The 22,895-nt window shown below is 68.9% G+C and carries 24 protein-coding genes and 1 pseudogene; 13 read left to right on the plus strand and 12 right to left on the minus strand.

Annotated features, from left to right (window positions below):
* Positions 1-65: 65 nt before the first annotated feature.
* Positions 66-755: a response regulator transcription factor gene (locus NM1_RS06265; RefSeq protein ID WP_068014864.1), complete on the minus strand. Its 690-nt coding sequence runs from the start codon at positions 753-755 to the stop codon at positions 66-68.
* Between the two features lie 436 nt (positions 756-1,191).
* On the opposite strand from NM1_RS06265, the gene NM1_RS43805 reads away from it, so the two are divergent.
* Genes NM1_RS43805 through NM1_RS06290 form a run of 5 tightly spaced genes read left to right on the plus strand, consistent with a single transcriptional unit; the run spans position 1,192 to position 6,642 of the window.
* The gene (locus tag NM1_RS43805; RefSeq protein WP_307719301.1) at positions 1,192-4,419 is read left to right on the plus strand and encodes an ATP-binding protein; all 3,228 of its coding nucleotides are present in this window, start codon (positions 1,192-1,194) and stop codon (positions 4,417-4,419) included.
* The gene (locus tag NM1_RS06275; protein WP_068014869.1) at positions 4,416-4,820 is read left to right on the plus strand and encodes a roadblock/LC7 domain-containing protein; all 405 of its coding nucleotides are present in this window, start codon (positions 4,416-4,418) and stop codon (positions 4,818-4,820) included. The genes NM1_RS43805 and NM1_RS06275 overlap by 4 nt, the downstream gene beginning before the upstream one ends.
* Positions 4,821-4,828: 8 nt before the next feature.
* Entirely contained in the window at positions 4,829-5,203 is a 375-nt protein-coding gene (locus NM1_RS06280) for a DUF742 domain-containing protein (RefSeq protein ID WP_068014872.1), read from the plus strand.
* A gap of 34 nt (positions 5,204-5,237) precedes the next feature.
* Positions 5,238-5,822, plus strand: a complete 585-nt coding sequence (locus tag NM1_RS06285; RefSeq protein ID WP_068014958.1) for a GTP-binding protein — start codon at positions 5,238-5,240, stop codon at positions 5,820-5,822.
* A gap of 22 nt (positions 5,823-5,844) precedes the next feature.
* Positions 5,845-6,642 carry an MHYT domain-containing protein gene (locus tag NM1_RS06290; protein WP_068014874.1) on the plus strand — a complete coding sequence of 266 codons (798 nt, stop codon included), beginning with the start codon at positions 5,845-5,847 and terminating at the stop codon, positions 6,640-6,642.
* 210 nt (positions 6,643-6,852) lie between these two features.
* Here the strand turns inward: NM1_RS06290 and NM1_RS06295 are convergent, their stop codons facing one another.
* Positions 6,853-7,506, minus strand: a complete 654-nt coding sequence (locus tag NM1_RS06295) for a DUF8020 domain-containing protein (RefSeq protein ID WP_068014876.1) — start codon at positions 7,504-7,506, stop codon at positions 6,853-6,855.
* 369 nt (positions 7,507-7,875) lie between these two features.
* Here NM1_RS06295 and NM1_RS06300 point away from each other — a divergent pair, with 369 nt between their 5' ends.
* Both NM1_RS06300 and NM1_RS06305 read left to right on the plus strand, forming a co-directional pair.
* Positions 7,876-8,865, plus strand: a complete 990-nt coding sequence (locus tag NM1_RS06300; protein ID WP_068014879.1) for a DUF1906 domain-containing protein — start codon at positions 7,876-7,878, stop codon at positions 8,863-8,865.
* Between the two features lie 404 nt (positions 8,866-9,269).
* Positions 9,270-9,494, plus strand: a complete 225-nt coding sequence (locus tag NM1_RS06305; RefSeq protein ID WP_068014882.1) for a hypothetical protein — start codon at positions 9,270-9,272, stop codon at positions 9,492-9,494.
* Positions 9,495-9,564: 70 nt separating this feature from the next.
* On the opposite strand, the gene rpmF is transcribed toward NM1_RS06305, so the two are convergent.
* The 3 genes from rpmF to mrf are packed head-to-tail and all read right to left on the minus strand — an operon-like array spanning position 9,565 to position 11,368.
* Entirely contained in the window at positions 9,565-9,738 is a 174-nt protein-coding gene (rpmF, locus tag NM1_RS06310; RefSeq protein ID WP_068014885.1) for a 50S ribosomal protein L32, read from the minus strand.
* Positions 9,739-9,741: 3 nt separating this feature from the next.
* Positions 9,742-10,035, minus strand: coding sequence for a type B 50S ribosomal protein L31 (locus NM1_RS06315; RefSeq protein ID WP_068014888.1), 294 nt, complete (start codon positions 10,033-10,035; stop codon positions 9,742-9,744).
* 4 nt (positions 10,036-10,039) lie between these two features.
* Positions 10,040-11,368 (minus strand): ribosome hibernation factor-recruiting GTPase MRF, encoded by a 1,329-nt coding sequence (gene mrf, locus NM1_RS06320; RefSeq protein WP_068014889.1) that lies wholly within the window; start codon positions 11,366-11,368, stop codon positions 10,040-10,042.
* 136 nt (positions 11,369-11,504) lie between these two features.
* Here mrf and rpmB point away from each other — a divergent pair, with 136 nt between their 5' ends.
* Genes rpmB through rpsR form a run of 4 tightly spaced genes read left to right on the plus strand, consistent with a single transcriptional unit; the run spans position 11,505 to position 12,504 of the window.
* Entirely contained in the window at positions 11,505-11,741 is a 237-nt protein-coding gene (rpmB, locus tag NM1_RS06325) for a 50S ribosomal protein L28 (RefSeq protein ID WP_011211510.1), read from the plus strand.
* Positions 11,741-11,905 (plus strand): 50S ribosomal protein L33, encoded by a 165-nt coding sequence (gene rpmG / locus NM1_RS06330; RefSeq protein ID WP_068014892.1) that lies wholly within the window; start codon positions 11,741-11,743, stop codon positions 11,903-11,905. The genes rpmB and rpmG overlap by 1 nt, the downstream gene beginning before the upstream one ends.
* 2 nt (positions 11,906-11,907) lie before the next feature.
* Complete coding sequence (gene rpsN / locus NM1_RS06335) at positions 11,908-12,213, plus strand: 30S ribosomal protein S14 (RefSeq protein WP_068014894.1); 306 nt, start codon at positions 11,908-11,910, stop codon at positions 12,211-12,213.
* Positions 12,214-12,249: 36 nt separating this feature from the next.
* On the plus strand, positions 12,250-12,504 hold the full coding sequence (gene rpsR / locus NM1_RS06340; protein ID WP_040792133.1) for a 30S ribosomal protein S18: 255 nt from the start codon (positions 12,250-12,252) through the stop codon (positions 12,502-12,504).
* Between the two features lie 71 nt (positions 12,505-12,575).
* Here the strand turns inward: rpsR and NM1_RS06345 are convergent, their stop codons facing one another.
* Positions 12,576-13,151, minus strand: a complete 576-nt coding sequence (locus tag NM1_RS06345; protein WP_068014897.1) for a LysM peptidoglycan-binding domain-containing protein — start codon at positions 13,149-13,151, stop codon at positions 12,576-12,578.
* Positions 13,152-13,350: 199 nt separating this feature from the next.
* On the opposite strand from NM1_RS06345, the gene NM1_RS06350 reads away from it, so the two are divergent.
* Entirely contained in the window at positions 13,351-13,812 is a 462-nt protein-coding gene (locus NM1_RS06350; protein WP_068014899.1) for a hypothetical protein, read from the plus strand.
* A gap of 332 nt (positions 13,813-14,144) precedes the next feature.
* Here NM1_RS06350 and purH read toward each other — a convergent pair whose 3' ends face one another.
* From purH to sucC, 6 genes are all read right to left on the minus strand, one after another.
* Positions 14,145-15,707: a bifunctional phosphoribosylaminoimidazolecarboxamide formyltransferase/IMP cyclohydrolase gene (purH, locus tag NM1_RS06355; protein ID WP_068014902.1), complete on the minus strand. Its 1,563-nt coding sequence runs from the start codon at positions 15,705-15,707 to the stop codon at positions 14,145-14,147.
* The gene (gene purN, locus NM1_RS06360; protein ID WP_068014904.1) at positions 15,704-16,336 is read right to left on the minus strand and encodes a phosphoribosylglycinamide formyltransferase; all 633 of its coding nucleotides are present in this window, start codon (positions 16,334-16,336) and stop codon (positions 15,704-15,706) included. The genes purH and purN overlap by 4 nt, the downstream gene beginning before the upstream one ends.
* 88 nt (positions 16,337-16,424) lie before the next feature.
* Positions 16,425-17,948 (minus strand): cell division protein PerM, encoded by a 1,524-nt coding sequence (locus NM1_RS06365; RefSeq protein ID WP_147288949.1) that lies wholly within the window; start codon positions 17,946-17,948, stop codon positions 16,425-16,427.
* A gap of 329 nt (positions 17,949-18,277) precedes the next feature.
* Positions 18,278-19,399 carry a DUF5336 domain-containing protein gene (locus NM1_RS06370; protein ID WP_068014910.1) on the minus strand — a complete coding sequence of 374 codons (1,122 nt, stop codon included), beginning with the start codon at positions 19,397-19,399 and terminating at the stop codon, positions 18,278-18,280.
* Between the two features lie 303 nt (positions 19,400-19,702).
* Positions 19,703-20,617, minus strand: a complete 915-nt coding sequence (sucD, locus tag NM1_RS06375) for a succinate--CoA ligase subunit alpha (protein ID WP_068014913.1) — start codon at positions 20,615-20,617, stop codon at positions 19,703-19,705.
* Between the two features lie 13 nt (positions 20,618-20,630).
* Positions 20,631-21,797 (minus strand): ADP-forming succinate--CoA ligase subunit beta, encoded by a 1,167-nt coding sequence (gene sucC / locus NM1_RS06380; protein WP_068014915.1) that lies wholly within the window; start codon positions 21,795-21,797, stop codon positions 20,631-20,633.
* 617 nt (positions 21,798-22,414) lie between these two features.
* Between sucC and NM1_RS41975 the strand changes: the two are divergent.
* Positions 22,415-22,895 (plus strand): annotated as a pseudogene (locus NM1_RS41975) (hypothetical protein); the annotation flags it as partial.

Below are 22,895 nucleotides of genomic sequence, written 5' to 3' on the forward strand. Positions count from 1 at the left end.
CCCGCGGCCGCAAGCCGGCGACGACCGGCTGGCGCGGAGCTGTCCTTCCCACAATTACGGCACTCCTAGGGCGGCGTCTCGCGCAGCACGTAGCCGACGCCGCGCACGGTATGAATCAGCCGGGTCTCGCCCTCGGCCTCGGTCTTGCGGCGGAGGTAGCCGATGTACACCTCGAGCGCGTTACCGGAGGTCGGAAAGTCGTAGCCCCACACCTCCTCGAGAATGCGGCTGCGGGTCAGCACCCGGCGCGGATTGGCCATCAGCATTTCCAGCAGCGAGAACTCGGTGCGGGTGAGGCTGATGGATCGCTCGGCGCGCGAGACCTCGCGAGTGACCGGGTCCAGCGACAGGTCGGCGAACGTCATCGTCTCCGAGGAGTCGGCCCCCGGATCGGCGGTGGTGCGGCGCAGCAGCGCGCGCAACCGGGCCAGCAGTTCCTCCAGCGCGAACGGCTTGGGCAGGTAGTCGTCGGCCCCGGCGTCGAGGCCGGCGACCCGCTCGGATACCGAATCCCGCGCGGTCAGAACGAGAATCGGGAGGTCGTCGCCGGTGCTGCGCAGCCGGCGGCACACCTCGAGCCCGTCCAGCCGCGGCATCATCACGTCGAGTACGAGGGCGTCGGGCCGCTGGGCTCCCACCTTGTCGAGGGCGTCGACCCCGTCGACGGCCAGGTCGACGGTGTAGCCGTTGAAGGTGAGCGATCGGCGCAGCGATTCCCGTACCGCCCGATCGTCATCGACAACCAGAATGCGCATGACTCTCAGTCTGACTGCAACGACTGAGAGTCGACTGAGAAGCAAACATCCGACACGCCGGGCCATCCTGGGGCGATGACCAGTCGCTTTGGCGGCGGGTCACCGGCCGGCCATCCAGGGCCTTGCGAAACATGTTGTGCGCAGCAAGAATCGCCATTCACGGGAGCCGATCTCCGAATTGCCGTCCCTGACTCCACACGGTATGTTGCCTGCCGTAAAAGAAGACCTCCAGTTGGTTCTGCGCGGGATCCGCCCCACGAAGACCGCTACATCCTGGCAACGAATTCCAGCCTCGAGTCGGAGCTTTCCGGGCTGTGGCAGGGATTGCGGTCGGTACCCGTTCGAGTGGACCGGAGGGCCATAAGCAAGCGGAGGCGACACAAGCGGGATGGGCAATGCACCGCGGCCGTGGCAGAGGAGTCTGTCCAACCTGTCCGTGACGAGCAAGGTCGGCATCGTCTTGCTGCTGCCCGTCATCCTCGCCTCGGCGTTCGGCGTGCTGCGCATCAAGGACGAGCTGTCCACGATCTCGCAATTGAACACGGCCAGTGAGCAGGCTCGGATCATCCGGCCGATGCTGGAATACAGCACGGCCGCCAACCAGCTCGCGGTCACCGCGGCCGCCAGCGGAGGCCCCGGGGACCGCAGCTCACAACCGGCGCTGGATCAGGACGCCGCCCACTTCGACCAGGCCCTGGCCGATCTGCAGGCGGCGCTGCAGGTTTCGCAGCTCGACAAGCGGGTGACCACCGCGATCACCAACGCCCTGGCCGCGGGGCGCACCCTGCGCGACAGCCGCAACGGCACCGCGCCGTTCCAGATCGGCCGGCAGGCCGACGAGGTCTCCACCCATATCGACACCGCGATCACCGCGCTGCCCACCCCCAAGGAAACCGCCATCGAGCGGTACTACGTGCAGATGGGCGTCATCGCCATCGCGCGGCAGATGTTCACTCAGGAACAGCTGTGGATCATCAGCGGGGATCTCGGCAACAATCCGGCACTCGTGGCCCAGGCCCTGCTGTCGGCCGGCGGCGAGTCGGCCACGATCCACCAGTACTCCGCCGTATATCCCGAGACGGCCGAGAAGCCCGATGTGCTGCTCGCCGCGTTGCAGACCCGCGTCGACGCCCTCAGCCAGGGCACGGCCGAACCGATCAGCGTGCCCGGAGTCGCCGAATCGCTGCAGACCAGCGCCGGTATCTACGCCGATTCCACCAATCGTCTGGTGGACCTGATCGACACCAGCCTGTCCGAGCGCCTGACCGATGCGCGCGGACAGGTGCTGCGCGATGTGGCGCTGGTGGTCGTCACGCTGCTCGCCGGGCTGGCGCTTGCCCTGGCCGTGGCGCGCTCGCTGGTGATCCCGGTGCGGCGCCTGCGGCGCGACGCGCTGCAGGTGGCCCACGAGGACCTGCCCGCCGAACTCGCCGTGGTGCGAGGCGGCGGCGCCACGCCGGAGATCGTCCCGGTGGACGTGCAGACCACCGAGGAGATCGGCCAGCTGGCCCGTGCCGTCGACGATATGCACCGTCAGGCCCTGCATCTCGCCGCCGACCAGGCGCGGCTGCGGCTGCAGATCAGCAGCATGTTCGAGACCCTGTCGCGGCGCAGCCAGTCGCTGGTCGAGCAGCAGCTGAATCTTATCGAGGACCTCGAGCGCGACGAAGACAACTCCGTGCGGCTGCAGAGCCTGTTCCGCCTCGACCATCTGGCCACCCGCATGCGCCGCAACGGCGACAATCTGCTGGTGCTGGCCGGTACCGCCCTGCGTCGCGGGCACCTGCCACCGGTTCCGCTGTCGGACATGCTGTGGAGTGCGGTCTCGCAGGTGGAGGACTATCAGCGGGTCGAGATCGGCGCGGTCCCCGACGGCATCGTCGCCGGCGAGCCCGCGGTAGACATCGAGCATCTGCTGGCCGAGCTGATCGACAACTCGCTGCGCTACTCCCCGCCCACGACCCCGGTGGCCGTATCGGTGACGCGCGCCGTGGACGGCGGCTACCTGATCGAGATCACCGACCGCGGTCTCGGCATGTCGGGGGACGATCTGCGCACCATCAACGAGCGGCTGGCGTCGGGCGGCGAGGTCACCATCGAAACCGCCCGCCGCATGGGTCTTTTCGTCGTCGGCCGACTGGCCACCCGGCACACCATCACCGTCAGCCTGCGCCGCACCTCGGCCATGACGCATCAGTCGGGGATCACCGCCAGCGTGCACCTGCCGGGACCGCTGGTGTCGCCGGCGCCGGACGCGGCCGGTGGGCCGCAGCCGATCACGGCGACCTTCGCCGCGGTGGCATCGGGACCGGAGACGACGGAACCCACCACGCCACAGCGTTCCTCGAATGCCTTGCAGGCGGAATTCGGGTCGTTCGGGTCGGCCGGTTCGGGACTGCCGCAGCGACGCCCGGCCGAGCCCGCCCCTGCCCAGCCGGAATCCCGGGGCGATGCCTCCACCGATATTCCCTTCGCGCTGCCGCAGCGTGGCGCGCCCGATCGGCATCCGGAGGAAGACAGGGCCACGGACACCTGGCCGCCGCTGGCATCGCCGGACGGTCCGACCCAGCACCTTCCGACGTTGAACATGGGCTCCGGGACCGACGAGCGCACCACCCCGGCTCGTTCCGAGGAGCACGACTATCTCGCCAACCGGGGTCACTCGGGCCCCGCGACCACCCCCACTCGCGCCGAGGAACGCGACTACTTCGGCAACGGGGCCAACAGCCTCGGCAGCGAGCACGACTACCTCGCCAGCCGCGATCGCCCGGCCCCCGCGGCCACCTCCGCAAACACGGCTGAAGAGCGGGAGGACACCGCAAGCCCGGCCGGACAGTGGGGCTCCTCCGCGACCCCGGTCGAACAATGGGACGACCCGGAGGCCCCAGCCGGTCAATGGGACAACTCGGCGGCTCCAGCCGAACAGTGGGACAACTCGGCGGCCCCGGCCGAACAGTGGAACGACTCGGCGGCCCCGGCCGAACAGTGGAACGACTCGGCGGGCCCGGCCGAACAGTGGAACGACTCGGCGGCTCCGGCCGAACAATGGGACGACGCGGGGGCCGCAGCCGAACAATGGGACGACTCCACGAGCACGGCCGGACAGTGGGACGCCTCCGTTAGTCCGGCCGAGCGATGGGACGACTCAGCGACCCCTCCGAACGGCACCGCCGCGCTGCCGAATCGGAACCCGGCACCGCCGAATCGCATTGCCGCGCGTGCGAATCGGGTTGCCGCACTGCAGAATCGGAATACCGCGCCGCCCCAGGACTCTGCGACACCGCCGGACGCCGCGACACCGCCGGACGCCGCCGACCCGGCACCGTCCAACCGCGAACCCACGACGCCGATCTATCAGCGCATGGTGTCGGAATGGCTGGTGGAGCCGTCGTCGAGCAGCCCGGCCGAGATGTGGAACTCCCCGGCCGACGAGGGCTGGGCCGCGGCCGCCGACGCCGTCCGGCCACCCACCGATTCCCGCACCACCGGCGGGCTCCCGATCCGCCGGCCCGGAGCTCAGCTGGTCCCGGGCGGGCTGGCCCCGGCCACCGACGCCGGCGCTCCCGACCCGGAGGAGATCCGCAACAACTTGTCCAGGCATCTGAGTGGTGTCCGCAGCGGACGAGCCGATGCCCAGCACAACGACGACGGAGGCCCGAGATGACCGACACCGAGCAGACCACGGACGAGAACCTGAACTGGCTGGTCGACCGCTTCACCCGGGAGGTCCCCGGGGTCTCGCACGCGGTGCTCGTCTCGGCCGACGGCCTGCTCCAGGCCACCAGCCCGAACCTGCCGTCGGATCGGGCGGAGCAGCTCGCGGCCGTCACGGCCGGACTGGCCAGCCTGTCGTCGGGCGCGGCGCAGCTGTTCAACGGCGGCAAGGTGATGCAGTCGGTCGTCGATATGCAGCGCGGCTACCTGCTGGTGATGAGCGTCGGCAACGGCTCGCACTTAGCCGTCCTAGCCAACAAGCAGCACGACATCGGCCGCATCGGATACGAAATGGCACTGCTGGTCGACCGCGTCGGTGCGGTCGTACAAGCCACGGCGAGAGCGGTCTAGCGAACGCGATGTCCAACTTCCACGGGGCCGGGCCCGGCCGGCCCACCACTCGAGTCCGCCCCTACGCGCTGACCGCCGGGCGTACCCAGCCCGCGGTGGAGCTGCCGATGGAGGCGGTGATCGAGACGCTGCCCTACGCCAATCAGTTCGACTGGCCCGTCGGCGACGTCCGCACCGATATTCTGCGGCTGGGCGCCGCACGGCTGTCGGTCGCCGAGATAGCGGCCCACCTGCAGCGGCCGCTCGGCATGGTCCGGGTGGTGATCGGCGATCTGGTGGTCGCCGGAACGGTGCGTGTGTACACCACGTTGAGCGACGATGCGAGCTTCGATGAGCGCCGATCTCTGATGGAAAGGACCCTGCGTGGACTCCGTGCCCTCTGATGCTGTGCCCGGTGCCGCACTTTCGGCCGCCGGGCTGGAGACCCCCACCGCGTCCACCAAGATCGTGGTCGCCGGCGGGTTCGGCGCCGGAAAGACCACCTTCGTCGGCGCGGTCTCGGAGATCGTGCCGCTGCGCACCGAGGCCATGGTGACCGGCGTCTCCGACGGCATCGATGACCTGTCGGCCACCCCGGGCAAGGAAACCACCACGGTGGCCATGGATTTCGGGCGCATCATCCTGCCGGGCAATCTGACGCTGTATCTGTTCGGCACGCCCGGGCAGCGCCGGTTCTGGTTCATGTGGGACGACCTGATCCGCGGCGCCATCGGTGCGGTGGTGCTGGTGGACACCCGCCGCATCGAGGACAGCTTCGCCGTCGTCGACTTCTTCGAGGCCCGTTCGCTGCCGTTCCTGGTGGCGGTCAACCGGTTTCCCGACGCCCCGCAGTTCCCGGTCGGCGAACTGCGCGAGGCGCTGTCGATCCGCGAGGACGTGCCGGTCGTGGACATCGACGCCCGGGAGGCGAACGAGGTCCGGCGGTCGCTGGCCGCGGTGACCGAGTACGCGATCGCGCGCCTCACCGCCGCACAGCAACAGCAGACCGTCGCGCAGGGCTGAAGCGCCGAGGAAGGACCAACGGATGATCTATTTCGCCATGGGCTACTGGGTACTCGGCCTGGCCGCGGGTGTCGCGTTGATCGGGGGCGTGGTCGGGCTGGCCTGTGTGCGGCAGTCGACGCTGTCGGTCACCGCGCGCTTCCGGTTGGTATGGCTGACCGCTGCGGCGGTATCCCTCGGCGGCGTCGGGACCTGGCTGGCGGTCTACGTCACCATGCTGGGCGTCGACGTGCCCACCGGCGTTATGCACTACGACGTGGCCCGGATGGTGCTGGCGGCATTCATCGCGGTGGCGGCGGTGCTGGGCGGACTGCTCGTCCGCGGGCGGGTGCGGGATCCGAAGCGACTGGCCGGGGGCGTCGCGGTGATGGGCCTGGGCCTCGGCCTCATGCACTTTCTCGGCATGGGCGCCATCCGGGTGCAGGGCTCGGTCGAGGTGAATCCGTGGGCCAGTGTCGGTGCGACGGCGATCGCCCTGGCGATCTCGTTCGGCGTGCTGTGGGCGACCGCGCGGTTCCGGCCGCTGCCGGTGCTGATCGGGGTGGGGGCGCTGTTCGCCCTCGCGGTCAACGCGCTGCACTACGTCGGTCTGGCGGGCGTCGATGTCCAGGTGGACCCGGCCGTGCTGCCGCCGTCGGGCGAGGTGCTGTTCACGCTGTTCGTCCCGGTGTTCGCCATGGGCACGCTGTCGCTGGCGATCCCGATCACCGCCATCCTCGTCGCCCCGGACCGCAGCCGATCCGCACGGCCCACCGTCCCCACCCCGGACGCCCCGCGTGAACGATCAGCCCAGCGGCGTGTTCCTTCTCCGGTGAGCTGATCCCGGCCAAAAGCATGCCGGGAATGAGTAGGCCGAGCACGCCGGGAATGAGTAGGCCGAGCACGCCGGGAAATGAGAAGGCCGAGCACTCTGGAAGGCCGCACTCCCGGGATATGAGAAGGCCGAGCATCCCGGGATAGCAGGACCAACTGTTGCATCGGGCCGGGCCGCCACTGTGGCGGTCCGGCCCGATTGCTCTTCTAGCCGCGATCAGCCTGCGGCGGGGGTGTTGATCCGGTTGAAGTACTCGATCGCGACGGCGATGCCCGCGACGCCACCGACGGTGATCATGCCCGCCGCGGCGCCCAGCGGGGCGGCCAGCGCGGCGCCGGTGAGGCAGCCGCCGATCGCACCCGGGATGATCAGGAACGGGGTGCCGACGAGCGCACCCAGGGCGCAGCCGGCGCCCAGGCCGATGACGGTGCCGACCAGTGTGCCGACGCCGGTGGCCAGGGCGAATTCGGTACCCGCGTTCGACATCGCATCGTCCATATCCTCGCGGGAGGCGACGTCGTGCAGCATCGGGGCCGGGTGGGCGGTCGCGGGATCGACGCTCGGGGTCAGCGTGATCTTGTTGGCGCCGTCGGCCTGGGCCGCGATCGGGTACTCCAGGCCGTCCCGCAGGTAGCTCAGCGGAAACCCAGCAACCACATTGCCCAGATTGTCGCGGACCTGTAGCTGATTGCCTTCGGTATCGATCGAGCCGACGTCGGTCTGCAGCACCACCGACTTGTCGACCACGTTCGCGTTGTAGTGGATATCGGGATTGTCGACCGCCGCGGGCTGCGCGTAGGACGAACCGGCACTGATCCCGACAGCCGCAATGACCAGGGCGGATGTTGCGGCGAACTTCCTGAACTTCATACCCTCAAACACTTTCTGTCAGCAGTTGCGCCACCAACCTCCGGCGCGCGCAGGCTCGGAAAAATGAACCTGTCAGTAGGTTCACCCGAGATGATTACGGATTGGTAACATACTGTGCCGAAAGGTCGCTAGGGAAGTGCCAGACGTGTTAAAAGGCCGCAAATTCGGACACAGAACATGCTTCTGACGGGCTCAGCAAACTCTCAGCCTGTTTACTGTGAGATGCGCTACAGCGATGCCCCGCGAGGTATCGACCGAGGGCCTGCCGCGCGACCACCGGATCGACCCGCCGCGGCGCGGCGAACCCGCCCGCGAGCAGTTCGCGAATGCGCCAGCGGGCGGCACAGCACGCGAATTACACTGGTGGATATGCGTTTCGGCTTGGACTACGCCGCCGGAAGACCGGGCGGCCGAGCCATCCGGGCCGCCGGATACGACTTCGTGGTGCGGTATCTGTCACCGGGCGGGCCGACCCTGCCGGGCAAGCTGCTCACCCCCGAGGAAGCCGACGACCTGCGCGCGCACGACGTGTCGATCGCGTCGAATTGGGAGACCACCGCCACCCGCATGCTCGACGGCTACGGCGCCGGCGTCACGGACGCGAACGCCGCGCTGGCGCAGGTGCTGCGCTGCGGCGGCCGCACCGACCGGCCCATCTACTTCTCGGTCGATTTCGATGCCACGCCCGGCCAGCAGGTGCCGATCAATGCCTATCTCGACGGCGCGGCCACGGTGATCGGCCGCGAGTGGGTGGGAATCTACGGCGGGTACTGGCCGTTGAGCCGGGCGCTCGACGCCGGGGTCGCGCACTGGGCCTGGCAGACCGATGCCTGGTCGGGCGGCAACGTCGAGCCGCGGCGGCAGCTGCACCAGACCCTCCGGCAGGTGGTCGTCGGGGGCGTGGTCTGCGATGTGAACGAGGCCGAGGCCGAAGATTTCGGACAATGGGATTGGGAGGAACCGGACGTGACGCCGGAACAGGACGCGATTCTGCGCGATATTCAGATCCAGCTGCGCGGACCCGGCCTGTCCGGCTGGCCGCAGTTGGGCAAGGACGCCCAGGGCCGCAATCGCACGCTGGTGGACGGGGTATCCGGCGCACTGGCGTTGATCGACGAATTGCGCACCGAGATAGGCGATCTGGAGGCGACGGTCGCGGAGCTGGAAAAGGAAGTGGAGCGATTGTCGGGCCGCCGCTGGCCGTGGCCGCTGTCGCTGCTGGAGGGCCCGGCCGGGCTGGTCGGCGATCAGTTGGCGCGACTGGAGGCACTACTGCCCGAACTGCCGGGCCGCGGCGACGACCCGCATCGGGCGGACGGCGATCCGCAACGGGCTACCGGCACACCGTCTTCGAAGTGATGGTGCCGACGCGATAGGGGGAGCTGCCCGATCGGGCTACGAAGTGGCGATGAGCGGGTTCTCCCGATCTTCTCGGGGGAACCCGCCCTCTCGGATGAGAGTACCGGCGGCACAGCACGAAATCATCACTTCGATGAGACTTTTTCGTTCCCCAAAAACCAACTACCAGTAGGTAGTTCGCCATTTAGCTACCGGCAGGCAATCGAACCGAGTTTCGCCCGCGCAGCTCATCACCATCTTGCAAGTAGCCACCCGAACGCCACATCCAGGCATATCGGCCATGTCGGACATCTCCCAATAGGACCGGACGGTCTGTTGCCGAAGCGGCCGATACCGCCCGGAACGGGCACACTTCGAGTTATCGTCGGTTGGCACGAACACCACTCGCTCCCAAGGAGATTCCGATGGCAGTCACCGTGTCCCTCGACAAGGCCCTCGACAAGGCGTACGAGAACAAGACGCTGAAGGAGATCCTGTCCGCTCCCCCGTCGGCACTGGCCGGGCTGACCGAAAAGCATGACGCCCAGCTACTGGATGCCCTGGGCGTCAAGACCGTCGCCGACCTGGCGTCGAACAAGTACTTCCGGCTCGCGGCCGCCCTGGCCGACCTGGCCGACAAGGAGGGGTAACCCCTACGAACGACACCGCGGCCACCGTGCGACCGCACGGTGGCCGCGGTGCGTCCGGGCCCGAGGCGCGCTACAGCCGCTCGGGATCGATCAGTCCGCGCCGCACCGCGGCCACCAGCCGCCGCGGCACCTTGTGGATGACGCCCCCGACGCTGACCGGCACCAGGTCGGGTGGCGTCGCCTTCCAGTTCGCCCGCCGGCTGCGGGTGTTCGCCCGCGACATGCGCCGCTTCGGAACCGCCATGGTCTAGTCCTCCCCTCGATCGGACCGGACCGCGGAATCCCCCTGGCCGCGTTGCCGTTTGCCGTATTTGCGTTCGAACTTCTCCACCCGCCCCTGGGTGTCCAGCACGCGGTTGGCGCCGGTCCAGAACGGATGCGAGTCGGAGGTGACGTCGACGGTGATCAGCGGATAGCTGTTGCCGTCGGTCCACTCCGCGGTCCGGGTGCCGGTGGCGGTGGACCGGGTGAGGAAGCGCTTGCCGGTGCTCACGTCCTCGAAGATCACCGGATGGTAATCGGGGTGGATCCCTGACTTCATGGGCCTACCTTTCCTTCGTGCGCCGCTCGCCGGTCGGCGAGGCGCTGTGTGCCGAGTCCGCTTCCGAACCGTCCTCGCACGGGTCGGAATGCCATGCGCCGAACGGGTCCTCCCACTGCGCGACCAGCTCCGGCGCACCGTGCACCAGCAGCAGTTCGGCGTCGTCGACCAGTGCCCAGTGCAGCGCCCGGCGGATCTCGTTCGGGTCGGCGTCACACACCAGGATCGACAGGGAGATATCGCGGTCGCCGAACTGCTCGTGCCAGCGCAGCGCCGCGAGCGCCCGCCGGTCGGGATCGGTGGCGGCACGCTCCTCGTCACTCATCGCCGCCAGCCAGCGACCGGCGCCCCCGACGCGCAGCCCGCCGCCGGCCGACTCCAGCCACACCACCTCGTCGGGCTGGGTGGCCAGCCAGATCCGGCCGCGGGCGGTGACGACGCCGTCGAACAGCACGTCCAGGGCCTCGTGCAGGCGGACCGGATGGAACGGCCGGTCGGTCGAGAATTCGACCAGCGCGACCCCGTGCTCGACGTCCAGTGGCGGCTGCCCGCGCAGCAGCGGGGCGTGCGCGTCGAAGATCCGGCCGCGCCGGGAATCCGCCGGAATTCCGGCAAGCAGCGCCTCGATTCCATTGGCGTCCAAGGCATTCGGCTCCCCCGCCCACGCCACGGGCGCCTGCGGGATCAGCCGATCCAGCACCGCCTGCAGTCGCGCCGCGTCGGTGCCGTCGAGGTCGCGCGCCGTGAAAACCACGGCGGCATCGGCGAATTCGACCTGCCCGACGGCGAGCTGCGCCACCGTCCGATCGTCGTCGGCATCGGCCAGGCCGCGCTCGGCCAGCGTCTCCTCGCTCAGCGCCTCGGACAGCCAGGTCCGCGCGTCGAGGCAGGTGACCACGGCGTCGACGCGCACATCCCGCCCCGCCGGACCGTCCACGCGCCCGATCACCCCGGCGACCGGAACCTGCTCGATCGCGTGGCACACGGCCTCCGCCTCGAACGCCGGATCCAGCGCGATCACGATGCGCCGCACCGTATTCCGCGCGGCCAGCAGACACAGCAGCGGCAGCAGATCGGCGCGCAGCGTGCACGAGACGCAGCCGTGTGCGAGCTCGTGCACGGTGGTGTTCTCGACGGGCGTCGCGCCCTCGTCCGGCATATGCGACACGGTCCGGCGCACGACGCCCTCGCGCAGTTCACTCAGGTCGTGCCGGACCACCACGGTGCCCGGCGCATACCGCAGCATCCGCGCCAGATGGTCCACGCCGGTCGCGGCGAGTCCCTCGAACCCGGCCAGCATCACGACCGGCGTGCGGCGGTCGGGGTGAGACATCACCGGAACCCCTTTCGACAATGATTTTCATTTACCGACGGCCAACGGTACAGTGTCGATCGACTGTTGTCGAAAATGATTGTCATTGCGGTGTGAGCGGACCGGGAGCACCGCCGTCGAGAAAAGGAGGGCTCCTATGTCGGCTCACTGCCAGGTCACCGGACGGAAGCCGGGCTTCGGCAAGTCCGTCTCGCACTCGCATGTGCGGACCAACCGGCGCTGGGATCCGAACATCCAGCGCAAGACCTACTACCTGCCCAGCGAGGGCCGCCGGATCACGCTGACCGTCTCGGCCAAGGGCATCAAGACCATCGATCGCGACGGCATCGAGGCGGTCGTCGCCCGGCTGCGCGCGCGGGGAGAGAAGATCTGATGGCGCGCAACGAGATTCGGCCGATCATCAAACTGCGCTCGACCGCGGGTACCGGCTACACCTACGTCACGCGCAAGAACCGCCGCAACGATCCGGACCGGATGGTCCTGCGCAAGTACGACCCGGTCGTGCGCAAGCACGTGGACTTCCGAGAGGAGCGCTGACGATGGCCAAGAAATCCAAGATCGCACGCAATGAGCAGCGCAAACTCGTCGTCGAACGGCATGCCGAGCGCCGGGCGGAGCTCAAGGAACTCATCCGGAACCCGGCCACCCCGGAGGAGCAGCGGACGGCCGCGCAGTTCGCCCTGCAGCGGCTGCCGCGCGACGCCAGTCCGGTACGCTTGCGCAATCGGGACGCCACGGATGGACGCCCGCGTGGTCATCTCCGAAAGTTCGGTCTCTCGCGCGTGCGCGTGCGCGAGATGGCCCACCGGGGGGAGCTGCCCGGTGTACACAAATCGAGTTGGTAGACCACCCCGGAGCTCTAGCCGAGAAAGGATGCTGACATGGCTGTGAAGCGAGCGCCGTCGAAGAAGGTCCGCGCCGAGCAGGCGCGCCGCCCCAAGAAGAACCCCCTGATCGCCGCCGGCATCGAGACCGTCGACTACAAGGACGTGAATCTGCTGCGCACGTTCATCTCCGACCGCGGCAAGATCCGCAGCCGTCGCGTCACCGGCCTGACCCCGCAGCAACAGCGGCAGGTCGCCACGGCGGTGAAGAACGCCCGCGAGATGGCACTGCTGCCCTTCACCAGCCGCTGAGGAAGCTTGCGAACAACTGGAGAACCCCGGTGCGTACGCACCGGGGTTCTCTGCACATCGGAGGTCGGCCGCTACGGAATGGTCAGCACCTGGCCGACATTGATGGCGTCGGGGTTGTCGACGCCGCTGGCGCCCGCGATCTCCAGGTATCGGTTGCCGTCGCCGTAGAAGCGTTCGGCGATGGCCCACAGGGTGTCGCCCGGCTCGACGGTGTAGGTCTGGGGCTGGGGTGCGGCCGGAGGCGGCGGGGGTGGCGGCGCCTGCTCCTCGACGACCGCCGCCATTTCGATCTCGGGTTCCGGCGCCGGGATCGGGTTGTCGGTGACCGTGTCCGAGGCCCACATCGCGCTGCCGTCCTTGCCGTACAGCACGAGGTTGCGGTCCGATTGCATGACCAGCCGGTCGACGTCCTTGCCGTTGGTATCGGTGGCCCACGCCGGGCCGCTGTCGGAGTAGAGCACGAAATTGCCGTCGTCCTGCAGGACGGCGCGCTGCACACCCTGTTCGTGCGTATTGGTCGCCCAGACGACTCCGCCCGGTTCGGAAAGCACCAGGTTACCGTCGTTCTGAAGCGTCAGGGTGTACGCACCGCCCTGGAGAGATTGGCCGAGACCGAGTTCATCGCCTACGTTCAGGGAGTCTCCCACGGTGGTTCCTTTCGGAGAAGGGGATCACTTCGTCGGTAGCTCGATGGCGCCCGAACCGCGTTCGCTCATCGTTTGCGAACGATAGTTGGCGGACCCCCGGACCGCAGCGTTTACGCGCAGTCGTTGCAGAAAGTTCACTGGCTCGTCGGGCGCGTGACCGGTGCGGAGGGCCGGTCGCCGCCCACTAGGGTGGACGATCATGAACTGGATCTCGCGTGGACGCCGCGCGGCCGCCGCCGGTGCACTGTTGCCGATCCTGCTGGCCGCGGCGTGCGGCGGCACGGACGACGGTGGGACACAAGCGAATACGAGCACGAGCGCGACCTCGGGCCCGAATACCCCGACCGAGCTGGAGCAACCGCAGCCCGGGCGGATGTTCACCGCGAACCCCGCCCTCGTCGGCGCCCGGCCGATCCCGTTCGAAAGCTGGAATCGGGTTGCCCCCGACCGGATCGCGGTGAATTTCCAGGTCGGCTCGCCCGAATGCTACGGCGTGGACGCGAGCACCACCGAGACCGACAGCACGGTCACCGTCGAACTGCGGTCGGGAACACTGCCGGAGGCGGTCGGGCGGATGTGCACGATGATCGCGGTGTTCGGCACTCTGGAGGTGCCGTTGAAGCAGCCGCTCGGCGATCGAAAGGTGCTCAGCGCCAAATAGATTCGGCGCAAGCACAAATGCAAGAACAAAGGGAAGACGTCGATCCGAGGTGTTCGTGTGACGTCGGTCACTATACGGCCTCGTGCTGCATTTATAGCTTCGTGATGTCGCGCGAGACCGCCGCGCCGGTGATACGTTCCCTGACACAAGCCACACGAGCCCCTGACACAAACCACACGAGCCACCCGACTCGCGCCCGGCCCTCGGCCGGGACAGCGAAACCCGGGTGCCGGGATGAGGAAGGCCCGGCGGCTGGATGAGACGAAGCCCTGCGCGGAACGGTATTTCGCGCAGGGCTTCTTCTTCGTGACGACTCGGTCTTCGGCGGTGACTCAGTGCGCGAAGTGGCGCGCCCCCGTCAGGTACATCGTCAGCCCGGCTTCCTTGCAGGCATCGATGGTCAGCTGGTCGCGCACCGAACCGCCCGGCTGCACAATGGCTTTCACGCCCGCCGCGATCAGCTGCTGCGGCCCGTCCGGGAACGGGAAGTAGGCGTCCGACGCCGCGACCGAACCCTTCGCGCGGTCACCGGCGCGCAGCACCGCCAGATGCACCGCGTCGACCCGGTTGACCTGCCCCATACCGACTCCCACCGAGGCGCCGTCGTGCGCCAGCAGGATGGCGTTCGACTTCACCGCACGGCAGGCGCGCCAGGCGAATTCGAGATCGGCGAGGGTTGCCGCATCGGCCGCCTCGCCCGCGGCGAGCGTCCAGTTGGCCGGGTCGTCGCCCTCGGCGTCGACGATGTCGGACTGCTGCAGCAGCGCACCGCCGCTGATCGGGCGCAGCTCCACACCCCCGCGGCGCGGTTGATCGGCGACCAGGATGCGCACATTCTTCTTGCGCTGCAACACTTCCACCGCACCGTCGGCATAGCCGGGCGCCACGATCACCTCGGTGAAGATCTCGGCCACCTGCTCGGCCATCTCCACGGTCACCTCACGGTTGGCCGCGATGACGCCGCCGAACGCGCTGACCGGATCGCAGGCGTGCGCCTTGCGGTGCGCCTCGGCGATATCGGCGCCGACCGCGATGCCGCAGGGGTTGGCATGCTTCACGATCGCCACGGTGGGCGCCGTGTGGTCCCACGCCGCGCGCCAGGCGGCGTCGGCATCGGTGTAGTTGTTGTACGACATCTCCTTGCCGTGCAACTGCTTTGCCTGCGCCAGGCCGCCGCCCGCACCGTCGGCCGCGTACAGTGCCGCGGACTGGTGCGGATTCTCGCCGTAGCGCAGCACCGCCTCGCGGGTCCAGGTCCCGCCCACCCACTCCGGAAACTGTTGCCCGGCAGCGGCGTCGGCGGTCAGCACGCTGGTCATCCAGCTCGCCACCGCGACGTCATAGCTCGCGGTGTGCTGGAAGGCCTTGGCCGCCAGCATGGTTCGCTCGGCGAGGGTGAATCCGCCGGACTTCACCGCGGCCAGCGCGTCGTCGTAGTCACCGGTATCGACGACCACCGCCACGGACGGATGATTCTTGGCGGCCGCGCGCACCATGGACGGGCCGCCGATGTCGATCTGCTCGACGCATTCATCGGGGGTGGCGCCGCTCGCGACGGTCTCGGTGAACGGATACAGGTTCACCACCACCAGGTCGAAGGCCTCCACGCCCAGCTCGACCAGCTGTTCGGCGTGCTCCGGCTTGCGCAGGTCGGCCAGGATGCCGGCGTGCACCCGCGGGTGCAGCGTCTTCACCCGCCCGTCCAGGGTCTCCGGAAAACCGGTCAGGTCCTCCACCTTGGTCACCGGGACGCCGGCGTCGGCGATGCGCCCCGCGGTCGACCCGGTCGACACCAGCTCCACGCCCGCCGCGTGCAGTCCGGTGGCCAGCTCGACGAGCCCGGCCTTGTCGTAGACGCTGACCAGCGCCCTGCGGATCGGTTTGCGCTCAGTCACCGGAAAACTCGCTCATCTGGGATTACTGCCTTTCGTCCATCGGAGACAATGCCTCGGGTCGCGACGGCGGCCACCACATCGGCCAGCAACCGCCGCTCCACAACCTTGATCCGCTCGTGCAGGGCCGCCTCGTCGTCGCCGGGCAGCACCTGCACCGCCTCCTGCGCGAGGATCGGTCCGGTATCGACACCGGCATCGACCAGGTGCACGGTGGAACCCGTCACCCGCACCCCGTAGGCGAGCGCATCGCGCACCCCGTGCGCGCCCGGGAAGGACGGCAGCAGCGCGGGGTGGGTGTTGATGATCCGGCCGCCGAAACGCTCGAGGAATGCGGCGCCGAGGATCCGCATGAAGCCGGCGGACACCACCAGGTCGGGCTCGTAGTCCGCGACCGCCGCGGTCAGCGCCGCATCCCAGGCCGCGCGATCGGGATGGTCGCCCGGCGCCACCCGGAAGTGCGGGACATCGGCGGCCTGTGCGTGTTCGGTTGCGGCGCAAGGCCGGTCGACGCCGACGGCGACCACGCGCGCGGGATAGTCCGGCTGCCGGGTGGCCGCGAGCAGCGATCGCAGCAGCGATCCGGTGCCCGAGGCGAGGACGACGACGGTCGCGGGTGCGGTGGGCGGCACCTGCTGGGCGGACGGGGTCGTCAGCGCTCTACTCCCTGTGTGTCGGGGCCGGCGGAGTCGGCGGCTACGAGGGACCGCCGCCTAGAGCCTAACGACCGCCGGTTCCGCCACCGTCGGGCAGGTCCGCCTCTACCACTTCCGCGTCGACGATGTCGGCGGATTCGTCCATATCGCCGGATACGGAAGCGGTCGCGTCGGCGAGGGCGGGCTGCTCCTCCACCAGCTCGCCCTCGACCACGTCACCGTCCACGGTGTCCGCCGCGGCGTAGTCGTCATAGTCGTCGTATTCGTCGGCGTAGTACCCGTCGGTGCCGTAATCGTCGGCGTACTCGTCGTCCCAGTAGCCATCGGCCGCGTCGGCGTATCCGCCCTGAACGAACGGCCCCGCCGAAGGCAGGAACCAGCGCGCGCACACCAGGCCCACCAGTCCGGGAATCGCCAGCCAGGCGAAGGTGAGCGCGACGGTCAGCCCCACCGCGGGCCCGATGTAGCCGAACGAACCCACCGTGCCGCCCGCCAGCGCGCCGAGCACGGCCAGCGCCGGCGCCGACAATCCGGCCGCCGTCAGGGTCGCCCAGGGCGCGCGGATCTCGTCGTGGGAGGTGCGCGCGCAGTCCAAACCGGTCCAGACGCCGACCGCGGCCGGGGCCAGCAGCAGCACCGGCCACCAGCCCGCGGCGGGCCCGGAGGGCACCGCGGCGAGGATCGGCAGGCCCGGAACCGGCGCTCCCGCAACGGAAAACACGCTCAGCGCGCCCGTGCCGATGTGCACGTCGGCCCCGACCAGCACGCTGGTCGCGTCGATGGCGACATTCGGCAGGTACGCCAGAGACAGCAGGGTCAGGCCGAGCACCCCACCCGCATTGCCCGCCGCACCGTAGGTGTCGCCGATCCGCGACCAGTGTGCGAGCAGCGAGATCAGAGTGACCGCGGCCGCGACCGCCAGCAGCCGCAGCAGCGCGCGCAGCGCGGCCCGCGCACCCGGCTCCGCCCAGTCGGGCAGCACGGCGAACAGCTGCTCCCGCAGCGGATTCGGCCGACTCGCGATGCCCGCCACCGCCGCCAGGAGATGCAGGCCGCCCACCCAGCCGAACGCGGCCAGCGTCGCCGGCGGCTGCAGCGCCACCACGGCCGAGGCGTCCTCGGCCACGGCCAGGCACACGGCGGTGATCACGAGGGGTCCGGCCAGCGCGGCGCCCACGATCCAGCCCAGATCGGCGCGAGAGGCGTCGGGTTCCACCGCCCGGGCGCAGTCGCGCGCCACGAACCACAGCAGCACACCGGTCGGCAGCAGCGGCAGCAGACCCAGCGACGTCTTGCCGATCACCAGCGGAACCTGGTGCACCGCAAGCCATCCCGCGGCGATCGCACCGGAGGCGCCGGTCATCGAGCTCCCGGCCGCCAGCAGCGTCGCGAGCACCACGGCCACCACGATGACCACGGTGAAGCCGGAGGTCCGCGCGGCGAGGAACGCCAGCACCTTGGCCCGCTCCGGGCTGAGGGAGAGAAAGACGTTGTCGTCCCCGGGAGTGCGGCCGGATCCCCCGCGGTGCCGCTCGGGCCTGCCCGGCGGTTCCCGGTGCCCTTCCCACCGAGCCAGCGAAGATCTCATGCCACCACCTTGTCGATCATCGGCACGGGCCGGAACGAGCCCGATCGTGCACGACCGCCGCGGCACCGCTCGGCACCGAGGACGGACTGCGGTGCAGGACACCCGAATCCGGCACCCTCGGCCGAGCGAAGATCCGATCCGGGTCCGCGACCCGGCGCCCCGGGCGACGACGGCCGGGCCCCGGCAGCTCCGGCCGTGCGATATACCGCCCGGACCGGCCGCTGCACACCTCACTCACAAGAACTCAGAGTGTCACCGAAACGCGCGTCGGCGAGCCAGGCGCGCCGTCAGAAGGCGCCACCGGACTCGCCGACGTGCGAAATGCGTTGTTACTTCTGGTCGTCCTCGGGGCGGAACGCCTTGGTGGCGTCCGCGGCCGGGTTGGCGGCCTGGCCCTCGCCGAACGGCTGGCTCTGCGAGCCCTGGGCGCTCTGGCCCGCCTGCCCGAAGTTCAGTCCGCCGTACTGCTGTCCCGCCGCGGACTGCGCGCCGAAGTGCTGGGTGGCGTTCTCGTCACCGGCGGGCTGCTGCGGGCGCTGCTGCGCGCCGTAGGCCGCCTGCCCGCCCTGCTGCGCACCGTAGCCCTGCTGGCCGTAGGGCTGCTGGCCCGGCTGAGCCGTCTGGCCCTGCTGGCCGTAGGACGGCTGCTGGCCGTACTGCGACTGGCCCGGCTGGGCCGCCTGCCCGGTCTGGCCCGGCTGACCGTACGACGGCTGCTGACCGTACTGCCCGTAGGACTGCTGACCGGCCTGACCGCTCTGCCCGTAGGAAGGCTGCTGACCGTACTGGCCGTAGGACTGCTGACCGGCCTGACCGCTCTGCCCGTAGGAGGGCTGCTGACCCTGGCCGTAGCCGGGCTGCTGACCGTAGCCGCCCTGACCGCCGAACCCGGCGGCGGGCTTCGGCGCCGGTGCGGACATGATCTCGGCCTCGAACAGCACGGCGACGACCGCAGCCGCGGTCTGCACCAGGCCCAGGAACAGCACCACCCAGGCGCCCCACGCGAGGCTGATCTCGTCCGGCAGGGTGAACGCCTGCACCAGCAGGCCCAGGAACCCGGCGGCGCTGGCCGCGGCGGCCGCACCGACATAGTTCTGCTTGCGCAGCAGCGAAACGGCCGCCAGCAGCCCGCCCAGCAGCAGGAACACCAGCAGCGGCGAGATGCCGATTGCCTTGAAGAAGGTCTCCGACTGCTCCTCGGTGCGCACGCCCATGCCGAGGTCCTGGGCCTTCGTCTTGGCGAAAGCGGTGAAGCCCAGCAGGAAGTTGATGATGCCCAGCGCGGCGACACCCACGGTCAGGAAGAACGGCAGCCCCTTGGCAGCCCCGCCACCCGATTCCGGGGTGCCGGATCCTGCACCGGTACCGCTTGCCGGCTGCCCGTAGCTGGGCGCTGCAGAGGGCGTCGGCGCGGGCGCGTTGTACCCGGAGCCCCCGGTCGGGTATGACATGTCGTCGTCTCCTATCGAGTCCTTCATGGTCTACACGGCTGGATGCCCTCACTGACGCTACTGCAATCGAGCGTCCTGGTCACGGGCACAGCATGCGGGTAGATACTCCCCGGTTCCCGATGAACTCGCGAACCGGCCGAATCGTGATGCAGGCGAGACGATGGGAGGTGTCCGAATGGATCTCAACGAGATGTTCTGTCAGGTCGTGCGCGTGCTGGGCCTGTGCCACGTACTACCGGCCCCCTGACGTCGAAGGCCGCCTTCCCCGGAACGGGAAGGCGGCCTTCGACGTATTGCGGTGGATCAGGCGGTGACGCTGGCCTTCTCCAGAATGGCGCGCGCCAGGGCGGCGGTCTCGGACGGCGTCTTGCCGACCTTCACGCCCGCGGCCTCCAGCGCTTCCTTCTTCGCCGCGGCGGTGCCCGACGAACCGGAGACGATGGCGCCGGCGTGGCCCATGGTCTTGCCCTCCGGGGCGGTGAAGCCCGCGACGTAGCCGACGACGGGCTTGGTCACGTTCTCCTTGATGTAGGCCGCGGCCCGCTCCTCGGCGTCGCCGCCGATCTCGCCGATCATGACGATCAGCTTGGTCTCCGGGTCCTTCTCGAAGGCCTCGATGGCGTCGATGTGGGTGGTGCCGATGACCGGGTCACCGCCGATGCCGATGGAGGTGGAGAAGCCGAAATCGCGCAGCTCGTACATCATCTGGTAGGTCAGGGTGCCGGACTTGGACACCAGGCCGACCGGGCCCTTGCCGGTGATGTTGGCCGGGGTGATGCCGACCAGCGCCTCGCCCGGGGTGATGATGCCGGGGCAGTTGGGGCCGATGATGCGGGTCTTGTTGCCCTTCTCGACGTTGTAGGCCCACGCGTAGGCGGTGTCCTGCACCGGGATGCCCTCGGTGATGACCACCAGCAGCGGGATCTCCGCGTCGATGGCCTCGATGATGGCGTCCTTGGCGAACTTCGGCGGCACGAACGCGATCGAGACGTCGGCGCCGGTCTCCTTGATGGCCTCCGCGACGCCGCCGAACACGGGCAGCTCGACGGCGTTGCCGTCCTTGTCGGTGTGCGAGACGGTGGTGCCCGCCTTGCGGGCGTTGACGCCGCCGACGACCTGGGTGCCGGCCTTGAGCATCAGCGCGGTGTGCTTGGTTCCCTCGCCACCGGTGATGCCCTGGACGATGACCTTGGAGTCCTTGTTGAGGAAGATAGACATTTTGTCCTTGTCCTTACTTGGCCGCTGCCAGCTCGGCGGCCTTGTCGGCGCCTTCGTCCATTGTCTGCGCCAGCGTCACCAGGGGGTGGTTGGCGTCGGCGAGAATCTTGCGGCCCTCTTCGACGCGGTTGCCGTCGAGACGGACGACCAGCGGCTTGTTGGCCTCGCCGCCCAGGATCTCCAGGGCCTTCACGATGCCGTTCGCCACGGCGTCACACGCGGTGATGCCGCCGAACACGTTCACGAACACGCTCTTGACCTGCGTGTCGTTCAGGATGACGTCGAGACCGTTGGCCATCACCTCGGCCGAGGCGCCGCCGCCGATGTCCAGGAAGTTGGCCGGCTTCACGCCGTTGTGGTTCTCGCCCGCGTAGGCGACGACGTCCAGGGTCGACATGACCAGGCCGGCGCCGTTGCCGATGATGCCGACCTCGCCGTCGAGCTTGACGTAGTTGAGGTCGTTCTCCTTGGCCTTCAGCTCCAGCGGATCGGTGGCGTCGATATCCGCGAACGCCTCGTGATCCGGGTGCCGGAAGTCGGCATTCTCGTCCAGGGTGATCTTGCCGTCCAGCGCCAGGATCTCGTTGTCCGGCGTGCGGACCAGCGGGTTTACCTCGACCAGGGTGGCGTCCTCGCCGACGAACACCTCCCACAGCTTCTGGATCGTGACCGCGGCGGCATCCAGGATGTCGGCGGGCAGGTGGCCCTGCTCGGCGATGGAGCGCGCGAACGCCAGGTCCACACCCTTGACCGCGTCGACCGGCACCTTGGCCAGGCGATCGGGCTTGGTGGCGGCCACCTCTTCGATCTCCATACCGCCCTCGACCGAGCACATGGCCAGGTAGGTGCGGTTGGAACGATCGAGCAGGAAGGAGATGTAGTACTCCGAGGCGATGTCCTTGGCCTCCGCGACCAGGATCTTCTTGGTGACGTGGCCCTTGATGTCCAGGCCCAGGATGTTGGAGGCGTGGGTGAAGGCGTCCTCGGGGGTCGCGGCATACTTCACGCCGCCGGCCTTGCCGCGGCCACCGACCTTGACCTGCGATTTGATCATCACAGGCTTGCCGATCTCGGTCGCGATCGCACGGGCATCCTCGGCCGAGTCCGTGACCCGGCCTTCCGACGAAGGCACTCCGTGCTTTACGAAGAGCTCCTTCGCCTGATATTCGAAGAGATCCATTTACTCACCGTCTCGTCTGCGTTGTTGTGCAACGTCTTTGTTGGCGGCCCGTCGTCTGCCCGTAGCGACTGCTTGCAGGTCGCTCGAAATGGTCAGCCGGGTCGGGTCGGACTCTAATCAGTCACACCGAGCCGAAATCAGCCGCATACAGCCTAAGTGGCGCAGGTCACGGGACCGCATACCGGGCGGCAAAACCGCTGGCCAACACTACCGGTGAGTAGGTTGCTCGCGGCACGCCAGGTCGGGCCGGAGAAGGTACATATTCGGGGTCGGCTACTACACCTCGTCGTCAAGCGGGCTCACGCGAGTGCCCACCCGACAGTGAGATATTCCTTGCTGTTATCGTGATCAATCTCACATGTCAGGACAGAACGAGCGCAGCGCTTGCCGACCTGCAATCGTTTCGTTACCGTCGATGCGGTCGATGTCACAGCACGGTCACGACGCTGTCGGGAAGAAAACTTCCCAGCGGCGGCAGTATGCGTAACCACGGCGGGACTCATCAAACGACACAGGAGGACGGCAGGCTTGTTGCAGCACAGCGCTCCGCAGGTAGAGAGCCGCTCCGCAGGCGACCCGTCCACCTCACAGCTTCCTCCCGTGCCGGAATTCCGCCGATGAGCGTCGACCCTTATCAACCCGGTCATCGCGCGCAGTCCGCACGCCGTTATCGCCGTAATGACGAACCCTTCGGCGGCCAGCAGCATTTCGGTGGCGCCGAATCGTTCGGCGGGTACGCCGGCTCAGCCCCCGCGCGGCAGACACAGTCCACCGGCTGGAGCGCCCCCGGCGCTGCCGAGTGGAATCCGGGCCCGGCCGAGAACACCTGGGCCGCATCCGGATCCGCCGACTGGAACGCCTGGGACACGCCGAACATTCCGGACGGCGACGATCAGCACGGCGCGTACGACTACCCCGCCGCGGACGATCAGCCTTTCGACCCCGACCGGTTGCGCGCCGGATGGCCGCGCACCGACGTCGGCGACACGCCCAGTCCCCTCGCCCGGCCCACTCGGGTGGCCGCCCGAGGCTCCGGTCTGGAGGTTCTATTGGGAGGTCCTCGACGGCAAGAGCGAAGCCATCGCTTTCCGCGACGTC

Source organism: Nocardia mexicana NBRC 108244, assembly GCF_001613165.1.
Taxonomy (GTDB): Bacteria; Actinomycetota; Actinomycetes; order Mycobacteriales; family Mycobacteriaceae; genus Nocardia; species Nocardia mexicana.